This is a genomic window from Methylobacterium sp. WL119 (assembly GCF_008039875.1).
Lineage (GTDB): Bacteria > Pseudomonadota > Alphaproteobacteria > Rhizobiales > Beijerinckiaceae > Methylobacterium.
The window spans coordinates 1-11,808 of record NZ_VRUU01000130.1 but is presented as its reverse complement, the minus strand read 5'-3'; the positions used below and the strand labels follow the sequence as shown (position 1 = coordinate 11,808).

Sequence of the window (11,808 nt, the reverse complement as noted above, 5' to 3'; positions counted from 1 at the left end):
CTCCCGGCCCTCGCTAACGCGAGGCCCACCCTCCCCCGCAGAGGAGGGAGGGAGACGCGGGCACCTGAGCCGTGTCGGCGCACACCTGGACTCACGCTCCTCATGACCGCCCCCGACGGCCTGCCCCCCTTGCGCGAGGTGGTGGCGCGGCATGGGCTGGAGCCGAAGAAGGCGCTCGGCCAGAACTTCCTGTACGACCTCAACCTCACCGGGCGGATCGCCCGCGCGGCCGGCCCGCTCGCGGGCGTGACCGTGCTGGAGGTCGGGCCGGGGCCCGGCGGGCTGACGCGGGCGCTGCTCGCCGAGGGCGCCGCGCGGGTGATCGCGGTCGAGCGCGATCCCCGCGCCCTGCCGGCCCTGGCCGAGATCGCGGCGCACCATCCCGGGCGGCTGACGGTCGTCGACGCCGACGCCCTGGCCTTCGACCCGCGGCCGCTGATCGGCGACGGGCCGGCGCGGATCGTGGCGAACCTGCCCTACAACGTCGGCACCGCCCTGCTCACCGGCTGGCTCGAAGGCGAGGCCTGGCCGCCGTGGTGGGATTCCGCCACGCTGATGTTCCAGCGCGAGGTCGCCGAGCGCATCGTCGCCGACGAGTCGGAGCGGGCCGATTACGGCCGCCTCGGCGTGCTGTGCGGCTGGCGCACGCAGAGCGACATCCTGTTCGACGTGGCGCCCTCCGCCTTCGTGCCGCCGCCGAAGGTGACCTCGAGCGTCGTGCGCATCGTCCCGCGCGCCACCCCCCTGCCCTGCCGGGCGGGCGCGCTCGAGGCGGTGACGCGCGCCGCCTTCGGGCAGCGCCGCAAGATGCTGCGCCAGAGCCTGAAGGGGCTGACGCCGGAGCCGATCGCCCTGCTCGCGGAGGCCGGCATCGCGGAGACCGCGCGGGCCGAGGAGGTGCCGGTGGCCGGCTTCGTCCGGCTCGCCAACCTGTGGGACGCGCATAGAAAGGCCGGCGCCCCGTGAGGGACGCCGGCCGGTTTCGTCGAAGCGTGGCGTCTTAGCGGGTCTGCTGGATCGCCGAGAGGATCCACGGGCGCCCGGGCGTGCGCACGAAGGTCCAGAACTCGGTCGCCTCGCCCGGCTCGGTGGAGACGACGCGGTTGCTGTTCCGGTCGATCGTCACGTCCTTCAGGGTGTAGCGCATCGCCACCGTGGCGAAGTCCTGCGCGCCCTCGCCCCACGATTCCGACAGGTCGCCCTGCTGCAGCTTCACGTCCGAGATGCGGTTGACGACGCCGCGGGCGGCATTGCCGCGCAGCTCCTCCTCGAAGTAGCCGGCCATCTCCGGCGTCGCGAGGTTGCGCAGGCCGACCATGTCCTCGTGCGAATACGCGTCCTGGACCTCGTTGAGCAGGCGCTCGAACGACTGGAAGTCGTTCGGGCCGATCTGCACCGGGCGCTGCTGCGGCGGACGCTGGGCGCCGCCCATCATGCCGCCGGCGCCGGCCGAACCGCCGAGGCCGGGATTGCCGCCCCCGGCCGCGTTCGGATCCATGCCCGAACGGGCGTAGGGCGCGCCCGCGGCGGCCGGCTCTCCGTTGCGGCGGCGGAACCAGCGCACCGCGAAGGAGACGAGCAGCACCACGAGGCCGACCTGCAGCAGCAGGCCGAGCATGGAGGCGATGCCGCCGAGCCCGCCGAAGAAGCCGCCGCCGAGCAGCGCGCCGAGGAGGCCGGCGCCGAGCAGGCCGGCCATGAAGCCGCCGCCGAAGCGGGGGCGCGCGGCAGGGGCCTGCATGCCGGGGTTGGTCATGCCCGGCGAGGGCTGCGTCTGGGTGCGCTGCATCGGCGCCGCGCTCGGGGCGGTCGTGGTGGCCGACGGCGCGTTGAACGTGCGCGAGCCGCGCGAGCCCATGCTGGCGCCGCCGCCCGGCCGGGCCTCGACGGCGGGCGCCGCGACCGTCAGCGCGGCCGCCAGCGCCAGGATGGTCGCCGCACGCTTGCGGCGCGTGGTGGAGGTGAGCATCGATACGCCTCTAATCATCTCGAAACGTCGTGGACGTCGTCAAACGTCCTGGCGCGAGCGCCGACGATTAAGATGGTGACGCGGGGCGCGGGGTTTTAGTCCGTCGGTCCGCGATGTTTTCCGCAGCATCGCGAACGAATCGTCAGTGCGGGCCGGATGCGGCCCGCTCGGGCGCGGCCGGAAACACCAGCCGCACCTGCGTGCCCTCCCCCGCCCGGCTGTCCAGGGCGATGGTGCCGTTCTGCCGCTTCATCAGCCCGTGGACGATGGCGAGCCCCGCCCCGCGGCCGGCCTCGCGGCTAGTGGCGAAGGGTGCGAGCGCCCGGGCCAGCATCTCCGGCGACATGCCGGCGCCGGTGTCGGCGATGCGGATGCCGACCGCGCCGTCCTCCGGACGCTGGACCGACCGGTCGCCGGGTGCGATGTGGAAGCTCTCGATCCGGATCGTGCCGCCGTCCGGCATCGCCTCGCAGGCGTTGGTGACGACGTGGCCGAGCGCCAGCTCGACCTGGAGCGGGTTGCTGATCGCCCGCGGCAGGCCGGGCGTGCCGGCGACCTCCAGGCGCACGCCGGCGGGCAGGCCGGGGCGCAGGCGCTCCGCGGTCGCGGCGACGAGCGCGTCGAGGTCGATCGGGCGCACGTCGGGGGCGATCTTGCGCGAGTAGGCCAGCAGCTGGCGCGTGAGGATCGCGGCACGCTCGGTGGCGTCGGTCGAGCGGCTCATCGCCCGCTGGATGAACGGCTCCTGGCTGTCGCCGAGCCGGCGCTTCAGCCCGTCGATGTAGCCGATCAGGATCTGGAGGAAGTTGTTGAACTCGTGCGCGACGCTGTTGGTGAGCAGCCCCAGCGCCTCGCGCTGTCGCGACAGCACCAGGGCGCTCTCGGCGTCGCGCCGGCGCGTCACGTCGAAGACCTGCCCGAGGCGGTACGGGCTCCCGGCGATGGGACCGAGGGTCAGGCGTGCCCAGAAGGTGGAGCCGTCGCCGCGCGCCGCCAGGAACTCGGCGCCGTCGTCGAGGGTGCGGCGGTCGGCCGCCAGAAGCCGGACGTTCCGCCCGACGAGGGCCGCGGCTTCCAGCCCGGCGAGGTGCAGCAGGGCCGGGTTGGCGTGCACGATCGGCGCGTCGGGCCGGCGCGGGTCGAACAGGAAGGCGGGCGCCGCGGCATCGAGCAGCGCGGTCCAGCCGGCCTCGATCGCCGGTTCGTCGAAGGCGTCCGCGTCGGGCTCTGCCATGCTCTCGTCCGGCCTCGCGGAGCGACGGCCCCGACGCGCTCAGCGATAGCCGCATCGCGCCGGACGGCCAAGCCTGAAGCGCGGCCGCGGGACGCGGCGGCGGTCGGGCGCTCAAGTGCAGAAGCGGGTCCGCCGTCTCTCGCAGGCCCCATCCGGGGCTGCGTCGGGCCTCAGGCCCTTCAACACAATCGCGTCATTCCGCGGCGCCGAAGGCGCACGCAGAATCCAGAACCGCAGGCCGTGCTCGGAAAAGCGCCGCCGACGGGTCTGGATCCCCGGCTCCGCTGCGCGGCCCCGGGACGACGGAGCGGAGGACCGACCGCCCCCCGACAGCCTCTACTGCCGGATCCACATCACCCGGGCGATCCAGGCGATCTCGCCGACGTTGAGGTTGCGGTCTTCGTGCTCGGGGTTGAGCGAGGCGAGCTCGACCGTGCGCGCGGTGCGCCGGCGGAGTTCCTTGGCCAGCACCTCGCCGGAATGCAGCCGCACCACCACGCGGTCGCCCTTGCGCACGCCGGCCGACGGCGAGACGATCAACACGTCGCCGTCGCGGAACAGCGGCAGCATCGAATCGCCTTGAACCTCCAGGGCGAAGGCGCGCTCCTCGCCGAGATCGGGAAACTCGATCTCCTCCCAGCCGGGGCCGCCGGTCGGCATGCCCTCGTCGGTGAACTGGCGTCCGGCGCCGGCCTGGGTCAGGCCGATCAGCGGAACGGTCGCGCGCGGCGGCCCCTCGCGCGCCTCGATCAGCCGCAGGAAGTCGTCGAGGCTGGCGCCGGTCGCGGCCAGCACCTTCGACACCGACTCGGTGGAGGGCCAGCGCTTGCGGCCGTCGACGCCGACGCGCTTGGATCGGTTGAAACTGGTGGCGTCGAGGCCGGAACGTCGGGCGAGGCCGGATGGCGAAAAGCCGTGGCGCTCGGCCAGACGGTCGATGGCATTCCAAATCTGCTCGTGGGACAGCATGCGTGACCAAGGCGAAAACGACCGCTGAGACGCACGGCCTAGTTGTAGGAAAGTAGAACTACGGATTGAAAAAGGCAATCGGCCGAATGGGTGATCCACGCCGTTCCGCTGGCCCGATCGCACCCCGAAACGGTTGCCAGGAGGCGGCCCGGCACCCTATCGACGGCGCATCGGAGACCGGGTGCCGCGATGACGCTGATCTACAAGATCTGTCCCGAGACGCTTTGGCGGGACGCGGAGGGCCTCGGCCGGTTCACCGGCGCCGGGATCGACCGGGCCGACGGTTTCATCCACTTTTCCACAGCCGCGCAGCTCGCGGAGACCGCGCGGCGGCACTTTTCCGGTCAGAACGACCTCGTGCTCGTCGCCGTCGAGGCGGAGGCGCTCGGCCCCGCGCTGCGGTTCGAGCCCTCCCGCGGCGGCGATCTGTTCCCGCACCTCTACGGCGACCTGCCCCTCGACGCGGTGCGCAGCGTGAGCGCGCTGCCGCTCGGACCCGACGGCGTGCCCGCGCTGCCCGCGGAGATTCCGGCATGATCGGCGCCCTGTTCCCGCTGCTGCGCCCGGCCCTCCACCGTCTCGACGCGGAGCACGCACACAACCTCACCGTTCGCGCGCTGACCCTGCTGCCGTCGCGCACGCCGCCGGCCGACGATGCTCGGCTCGCGGTCCAGGTGTTCGGCCGGCGGTTTCCAAATCCGGTCGGGCTCGCGGCGGGCTTCGACAAGGGCGCGCAGGCGGCCGACGCCCTGCTCGGCCTGGGTTTCGGCTTCGTCGAGGTCGGCGGCGTGGTGCCGAAGCCCCAGCCCGGCAACCCGCGCCCGCGGGTGTTCCGGCTTCCCGGCGACCGGGCGGTGATCAACCGTTTCGGGCTCAACAGCGCCGGCCTCGACGTCGTCGCCGAGCGCCTGCGGGCACGGGCCGGGCGGCCGGGGATCGTCGGCGTCAACATCGGCGCCAACAAGGACGCGACCGACCGGCTCGCCGACTACGTCGCCTGCACCGGGCGGCTGGCGCCGCTGGTCGACTTCGTCACCGTCAACGTGTCGTCGCCCAACACCCCGGGCCTGCGCGACCTCCAGGGCGAGGCCTTCCTCGACGACCTGCTCGCCCGCGTGGTCGCGACCCGCGACGCGGCCGCGGCCCGGAACGGCACGAAGGCCGCGATCCTCCTGAAGATCGCGCCCGACGTCACGCTGGACGCGCTCGACGCGATCTGCGCGACCGCGATCCGCCGCGGGGTTCAGGCGCTCGTGGTCTCGAACACCACGATCGCGCGGCCGGCCTCGCTCACCGAGACGAAGCTCTCGGGGGAGGCCGGCGGCCTGTCCGGCCGTCCGCTCTTCGCGCCCTCGACGCGGATGCTGGCCGAGACCTACCGGCGCGTCGGCGACAGGCTGCCCCTGGTCGGCGTCGGCGGCATCGACTCGGCCGAGGCCGCCTGGACCAAGATCCGCGCCGGCGCGAGCCTGCTGCAGCTCTACTCGGCGCTGGTCTACGAAGGCCCCGGCCTCGTCTCCACGATCAAGCGCGGCCTGCTCGAGCGGATGCGGGCGGAGGGGCTGGCGAGCCTGGCCGAGATCGTCGGGCGCGACGCGACGGCGTTGTCCAAGGCGGCTTAGACCGGCGCCCTTCCCTCCCCCGCAGAGGGGGGAGGGAGGGCGCGGCTTCGTTTGCAGTCACGGGAGCGCTTGCCGTCCGCTCACGCACGCCGCCGCGTCCCGACCAGCACCGCGCCGGCGACGACGGCGCCGATCAGACCCCACTTCACCGGCAGCAGCGCGGCCCCCTCGCTCGGGAGCGGCTCCGTGACGAAGCGGCCGGGTGCGATCTCCACCCCTGGCTTGCCGTGCGCCCGCGCGTCGGCGATCTGGCTCGCCGTGACGGCCCAGGCGGCATCCCGGGCCCGGTCGTGCGCCATCATCGCGATCGCGACCGCGCAGCCGGCCGCCAGCGCCGCGACGATCCGAACCCGTGCCTGCATCGACCGACCCTTCGCCGTGTCCGGAAACGAGAACCGTTAAAAATGCGCGCGTGCCGGACGCATGAGGGGGGTGCGCCGGGGCACGATTGAGAAGCACCCACGCGGTCTCTTATCTCGCAAGTGCGTGATCGCCACGCGCGAAACCCGATTCAGGCCCCGTCATGACCGACCCCGTCGCCACGCCCAAGCGCTCCTCGGCCGCAGGCGGCTGGGGCGCGCTGAAGAGCTGCGGCAAGCATCTCCTCGGCAGCCGCTCCCCGCTCTCGGGTGCCCGCGCCCTGCTCAAGGCGAACCAGCCCGACGGGTTCGACTGCCCCGGCTGCGCCTGGGGCGACCCGGAGCACGGCTCGTCGTTCGAGTTCTGCGAGAACGGCGTGAAGGCGGTGTCGTGGGAGGCCACCGACAAGCGCACGCCGCCGAAGTTCTTCGCGCGCCACACCGTGACCGAGCTGCGCGGCTGGAGCGACTACGCCCTCGAAGGCGAGGGCCGCCTCACCCATCCGATGCGCTACGATTCCGCGAGCGACCGCTACGTCGCGGTGACGTGGGACGCGGCCTTCGCCGAGATCGGCGCGACGCTGCGCGGCCTCGACCACCCGGACCAGGCCGAGTTCTACACCTCCGGCCGCGCCTCGAACGAGGCCGCCTACCTGTACCAGCTGTTCGCCCGCGCCTACGGCACCAACAACTTCCCCGACTGCTCGAACATGTGCCACGAGGCCAGCGGCATCGGGCTCGGCCAGGCCATCGGCATCGGCAAGGGCACGGTGCTCCTGGAGGATTTCGAGAAGGCCGACGCGATCTTCGTCGTCGGGCAGAACCCCGGCACCAACCACCCGCGCATGCTGGCCGACCTGCGCAAGGCCGCCGAGCGCGGCGCCAAGGTCGTCGTGTTCAACCCCGTGCGCGAGCGCGGCCTGGAGCGCTTCGCCGACCCGCAGAACACCGTCGAGATGCTGCGCGGCGCGAGCCGGCCGATCGCCAGCCACTACCTGCAGCCGCGGCTCGGCGGCGACATGGCCGCCTTCCGCGGCATCGCCAAGGCGGTGTTTTCCGCCGACGACGCGGCGCTCGCCGCCGGCCGCCCCTCGGTGCTCGACCGCGCCTTCCTCAACAGCCACACCGAAGGCCTCGCCGCCTACCGCGCCGCGGTCGACGCGACCACTTGGGACGCGATCGAGGACCAGTCGGGCCTCGCCCGCGCGGTGCTCGAGGAGGTGGCGGCGATCTACGTCGCCTCGTCGAAGTCGATCGCCACCTGGGCGATGGGCGTGACCCAGCACCGCCACTCGGTGGCGACGGTGCGCGAGATCGCCAACCTGATGTTCCTGCGCGGCAACATCGGGCGGCCCGGCGCGGGCCTGTGCCCGGTGCGCGGCCACTCGAACGTGCAGGGCGACCGCACGGTCGGCATCAACGAGAAGCCCCCGGCCGCCCTGCTCGACGCGCTCGAGCGCGAGTTCGGCTTCGCAGCGCCGCGCCGGCACGGCCACAACGTGCTGGCTGCCATCGGCGCGATGCTCGACGGCAGCGCCAAGGCCTTCATCGGCCTCGGCGGCAACTTCGCCCGCGCCACGCCGGACACGGCCCTGGTGGCCAAGGCGCTGGCCTCGTGCGAGCTGACCGTCCACATCGCGACGAAGCTGAACCACTCGCACCTGGTGCCGGGCCGGGTCGCCTACGTGCTGCCCTGCCTCGGGCGCACCGAGATCGACCGGAACGCCGCCGGCAAGACTCAGATCGTGACCGTCGAGGATTCGATGAGCATGGTCCACGGCTCGGGCGGCATCAACAAGCCGGCCTCGAAGGAGCTGCGCTCGGAGATCGCGATCATCGCCGGCATGGCCGCGGCCACCGTCGGCTCGGGCCGGATCGACTGGGCGGAAATGGCCGAGGATTACGACCGCATCCGCGACCGGATCGAGCGCACGATCCCGGGATTTACCGGCTACAATGTCCGGGTGCGGCGCCCGCGCGGCTTCATGCTGCGCAATCTCGCCGCCGAGCGGGTGTTCGAGACCGCCACCGGCCACGCCAACTTCTCCGCCGACGCGCTCCCCGAGGCGACCGAGCATCAGGTGGCCTCGGCGGCCGAAAACACCTTCGTGCTCCAGACCTTCCGCAGCCACGACCAGTACAACACCACGATCTACGGCCTCGACGACCGCTACCGCGGCGTCTACGGCGAGCGCCGGGTGATCTTCTGCCACCCGGACGACCTCGCGACCCTGCGTGAAAGCTTCGGCGAGCGGGTCGACGTGGTCGGACTGCATGCGGACGGTACGTCGCGCATCGCCGAGGATTTCCGGCTGGTGCCGTTCGACATGCCGCGCGGGAGTCTGGCCGGCTACTATCCCGAGCTCAACGTGCTGGTGCCGCTCTCGACCTTCGGCGCCGAGAGCGACACGCCGACCTCGAAGTCGGTGCTGGTCACGGTGCGCGGGCGCGCGGAAGCGGCCGCGGCGGCTTGAGCGAGGCCGACGACGCCGCGTTCCTCGCGCTGGTCGACGCGATCGCCCGCCGGCGGCCGGATCTCGGATCGATCGAGGCCGTGCTGCTGGCGGCGGCACAGGGCGGCCTGGCCGCCGACAGCCGCGGCCTCGCCAAGGCCCTCGACGTCGCCCACGCCCACGCGCTGCGCGCCGTCACCGCCCTGGAGGAAGCCGGGCTCCTCGCGGTGGGCCGGCGCGACGCCCGGTCGGGCCGGGCGCACTACGCGCTGACCGGGGACGGCACGGCCCTGGTCGCCGCCGCGGCGGCCGACCCGGCTTGACGCCTGCCTGCGGGGCGGCGAACCCGTGGGGCAGCGTTCGAGGGAAGCGAGGGCTCGGGATGGACACGATCCACCGGTCGGCCGCGGCCGGCTATGCCGCCCAGGCCGACACCTACGTCAGCGGGCGCCCGGACTACCCGCCCGCCCTCGCCGGCTGGCTGCGCGACGACCTGCGGCTCGGCCCCGGCCGCACCGTGCTCGACCTCGGCGCGGGCACCGGAAAGTTCACCCCGCGCCTCTCCGCCACCGGGGCGCGCGTCGTCGCCGTCGAGCCGGTGCCGGCGATGCTGGCACGGCTCGTTGCGCGAAATCCCGATGTCGCGGCGCATCCGGGGCATGCGGAGGCCATCCCCCTCGCGGACGGTTCGATGGACGCGGTCGTCTGCGCGCAGTCCTTCCACTGGTTTTCCACCCCGGCGGCGCTCGCCGAGATCCGCCGCGTGCTCCGCCCCGGCGGCACGCTCGGGCTGGTCTGGAACGTGTGCGACGAATCCGTGCCCTGGGTCGCGGCGCTGACGCGGATCGTCGACGCCCACGAGGACGACACCCCGCGCTACCGCACGCAAAACTGGCGCGCGGTGTTCCCCGGCCCGGGCTTCGGCCCCCTGCACGAGCGGCGCCTGCCGCACCGGCACGTCGGACCGCCGGAGGACGTGATCGTCGGCCGTGCGCTCTCGGTCAGCTTCATCGCCGCCCTGCCCCCGAGCGAGCAGGCGGCCGTCGCCGCCGAGATACGGGGGCTGATCGCCGCCACGCCGGACCTCGCCAGGCACGACAGCGTGGCCTACCCCTACGAGACGGTGGCGTTCCACTGCACGGCATCGGGCTGACCGGTCGCGATTTGATGCCGGAACAGCCCAGGACGTTGTCACGAGCCAGGAAGGGGAGACCTCATCGCGGGAGGAATATCGAACTCCCGAGCGATGTCCGTGATCCCTGGATCACGGGAATGGCTCCATTTGAGAGATCGCGTTTTCTGCACGCGAACCGGAAGCAACCTCGCCCTGGAATGCTCCAGCTCTTTCCCCGAAGCGAACACGACGATTGCCACGATCGGCGCCGTCATCCTCTCGGATGAGCCGGCAGCGGATCGATCTGCAGAGGCGCGGGGCGAACGAGGCCGCACGCCCGATCGCCGATCGCGAGGGTCTTCATCTGATCGGCCTTGAAGCGTTCGGCGAACGCGTCGGGAATCGCGCACCACGCCCGATGCGTTTCGATCCAGGCGATCGCAATGGCGCCATTCCGCTGCAGATCACCGAACAGTGCGCAGGTCGCCTCAGGCGTCTTCGTGATCGCCGACTTCGAACCGGCATTCACCGCCGCCACGAACGCCCTGCGTTCCTCGAGCATCTCTTGAAGTTTGCCGCACCCGGCTGGCTGCGCGAGCGCTACGGTTCCATGCAGGGCGTTTCCCGCGAGAGCGGCCGCCAGTGGTCGAGAGATCGCGCTCAGCATGAGCTTGACCCTTCGCGTTGCCGCAGCGTCGGAGATGGCTACGGCGTGTGGTGCGCGTTGCGCGTTTCACGCGGATCGGCGCTTCCCGAAAGCGGCCATTCGTCGGCCGCCCGTCCCCTCACTGCCCCTTGGCCTTGATCGCCTCCGACCACGTCACCGCGCGCTTGGCCATGCCGACGTGCTGGCGCTCGTACATGCGGTTCTCGACCTTGATCGCCGCGCGCTTGGCGTTCTCGGGCCGGTCGAAGGCCTCGAGCACGAGACGGGCGCGGCGGACCTCCTCCTCGGTCGGGGCGAAGGAGGTGTTGGCGGGCTCCAGCTGGTTGGGGTGGATCAGCGTCTTGCCGTCGAAGCCGAGGTCGCGCGCCTGACGGCACTCGGCGCGGCAGCCCTCGACGTCGCCGATGTCGTTCCACACGCCGTCGAGGATCGTCAGCCCGGACGCGCGGGCCGCGGCGAGGGTGAACATCATCCACGGCAGCATCGGCACGCGGCCGGGCACGAGCTGGGCCCAGGTGTCCTTGGCCAGGTCGTTGGTGCCGAGCACGAAGCAAGTGAGCCGGGTGCGCCGGTCGCGGCTGGCGCGGGCGATGTCCTGGATGTTCAGGATCGCGGCCGGCGTCTCGATCATCGCCCAGACCGCGATGTCGTCCGGCGCGTCGAGGGCCTCGAGGTGGTCGGCGATGCTCTCGAGCACGGCCGGCGAGGACACCTTCGGCATCAGGATCGCGTCCGGCCGCGCCTCGATCGCCGCGCGCAGGTCCTTCTCTCCCCACGGCGTCTGGGGGGCGTTGACGCGGATGATCAGCTCGCGGTCGCCGTACGCACGGCTCTTGACCGCGGCGCAGACCTGATCGCGGGCGAGATCCTTCTCCTCCATCGAGACCGCGTCCTCGAGGTCGAGGATCAGGCAGTCGGCCGGCAGGGTCTTCGCCTTGTCGAGCGCACGCTGGTTCGAGCCCGGCATGTAGAGGACGCTGCGGCGGAGGCGGAGATCGGACATTCGGCTGGGACCCCGGATAAAATCGCGCGACCCTACCGCAACGCACTCGCCTGACCAGGGGCCGCGGCGCCGAAACCCGGAAATTCCGGCGCAATCGAAACCGCCGACGCCGTGTCGTTCGTGCAACGGCCAGGCCCCGCTTTGGTCACGTTCCGCGGCCAAGGGCTGGGGAAACGCCACCGATCGAAGGTCAAGACCATGCTGCGACACGCACTTTTAGGGCTGATGCTGACGGCGGGCCTCGCCCTGCCGGAGACGGCCTCGGCCGCCAGCAACACGGTGGTCGGCGTCGGCTCCGGCGCGGTCGCCGGCGCCCTGGTCGCCGGCCCGATCGGGGCGGTCGCGGGGGCGGTGATCGGGGGCGTCGTCGGCTCCTCGAGCGAGCGGGCGCGGCGCCCGCGGATGCGGCGCGCCCGCC

The 11,808-nt window shown here is 72.5% G+C and carries 12 protein-coding genes and 1 pseudogene; 7 read left to right on the top strand and 6 right to left on the bottom strand.

Annotation, left to right across the window (positions count from 1 at the left end):
* Positions 1–102 precede the first annotated feature (102 nt).
* On the top strand, positions 103–966 hold the full coding sequence (gene rsmA / locus FV227_RS25785) for a 16S rRNA (adenine(1518)-N(6)/adenine(1519)-N(6))-dimethyltransferase RsmA (RefSeq protein WP_147860224.1): 864 nt from the start codon (positions 103–105) through the stop codon (positions 964–966).
* A gap of 34 nt (positions 967–1,000) precedes the next feature.
* Here rsmA and FV227_RS25780 read toward each other — a convergent pair whose 3' ends face one another.
* The 3 genes from FV227_RS25780 to FV227_RS25770 form a co-directional block, all read right to left on the bottom strand.
* Entirely contained in the window at positions 1,001–1,969 is a 969-nt protein-coding gene (locus FV227_RS25780; protein ID WP_147860223.1) for a TIM44-like domain-containing protein, read from the bottom strand.
* A 142-nt stretch (positions 1,970–2,111) separates the two neighbouring features.
* On the bottom strand, positions 2,112–3,203 hold the full coding sequence (locus tag FV227_RS25775) for an ATP-binding protein (protein WP_147727903.1): 1,092 nt from the start codon (positions 3,201–3,203) through the stop codon (positions 2,112–2,114).
* A 336-nt stretch (positions 3,204–3,539) separates the two neighbouring features.
* Complete coding sequence (locus FV227_RS25770; RefSeq protein ID WP_147727904.1) at positions 3,540–4,172, bottom strand: helix-turn-helix transcriptional regulator; 633 nt, start codon at positions 4,170–4,172, stop codon at positions 3,540–3,542.
* 189 nt (positions 4,173–4,361) lie between these two features.
* On the opposite strand from FV227_RS25770, the gene FV227_RS25765 reads away from it, so the two are divergent.
* Together FV227_RS25765 and FV227_RS25760 are read left to right on the top strand one after the other, a co-directional pair.
* Positions 4,362–4,709, top strand: coding sequence for a DUF952 domain-containing protein (locus tag FV227_RS25765; RefSeq protein ID WP_147843452.1), 348 nt, complete (start codon positions 4,362–4,364; stop codon positions 4,707–4,709).
* Positions 4,706–5,794 carry a quinone-dependent dihydroorotate dehydrogenase gene (locus tag FV227_RS25760; RefSeq protein WP_147727906.1) on the top strand — a complete coding sequence of 363 codons (1,089 nt, stop codon included), beginning with the start codon at positions 4,706–4,708 and terminating at the stop codon, positions 5,792–5,794. The genes FV227_RS25765 and FV227_RS25760 overlap by 4 nt, the downstream gene beginning before the upstream one ends.
* An 80-nt stretch (positions 5,795–5,874) precedes the next feature.
* Here FV227_RS25760 and FV227_RS25755 read toward each other — a convergent pair whose 3' ends face one another.
* Positions 5,875–6,156: a hypothetical protein gene (locus FV227_RS25755; protein ID WP_147727907.1), complete on the bottom strand. Its 282-nt coding sequence runs from the start codon at positions 6,154–6,156 to the stop codon at positions 5,875–5,877.
* Between the two features lie 161 nt (positions 6,157–6,317).
* Here FV227_RS25755 and FV227_RS25750 point away from each other — a divergent pair, with 161 nt between their 5' ends.
* Genes FV227_RS25750 through FV227_RS25740 form a run of 3 tightly spaced genes read left to right on the top strand, consistent with a single transcriptional unit; the run spans position 6,318 to position 9,759 of the window.
* Positions 6,318–8,627 (top strand): FdhF/YdeP family oxidoreductase, encoded by a 2,310-nt coding sequence (locus tag FV227_RS25750; RefSeq protein WP_147727908.1) that lies wholly within the window; start codon positions 6,318–6,320, stop codon positions 8,625–8,627.
* Positions 8,624–8,929: a hypothetical protein gene (locus FV227_RS25745; RefSeq protein ID WP_147860222.1), complete on the top strand. Its 306-nt coding sequence runs from the start codon at positions 8,624–8,626 to the stop codon at positions 8,927–8,929. The genes FV227_RS25750 and FV227_RS25745 overlap by 4 nt, the downstream gene beginning before the upstream one ends.
* A 59-nt stretch (positions 8,930–8,988) precedes the next feature.
* Positions 8,989–9,759 (top strand): class I SAM-dependent methyltransferase, encoded by a 771-nt coding sequence (locus FV227_RS25740; RefSeq protein WP_147860221.1) that lies wholly within the window; start codon positions 8,989–8,991, stop codon positions 9,757–9,759.
* Positions 9,760–9,991: 232 nt separating this feature from the next.
* Here FV227_RS25740 and FV227_RS25735 read toward each other — a convergent pair whose 3' ends face one another.
* Together FV227_RS25735 and FV227_RS25730 are read right to left on the bottom strand one after the other, a co-directional pair.
* Positions 9,992–10,387 carry a hypothetical protein gene (locus tag FV227_RS25735; protein ID WP_147729474.1) on the bottom strand — a complete coding sequence of 132 codons (396 nt, stop codon included), beginning with the start codon at positions 10,385–10,387 and terminating at the stop codon, positions 9,992–9,994.
* 118 nt (positions 10,388–10,505) lie between these two features.
* On the bottom strand, positions 10,506–11,390 hold the full coding sequence (locus tag FV227_RS25730) for a CoA ester lyase (protein WP_147729473.1): 885 nt from the start codon (positions 11,388–11,390) through the stop codon (positions 10,506–10,508).
* Positions 11,391–11,588: 198 nt separating this feature from the next.
* Between FV227_RS25730 and FV227_RS25725 the strand changes: the two are divergent.
* Positions 11,589–11,808, top strand: a pseudogene (locus FV227_RS25725) (hypothetical protein); the annotation flags it as partial.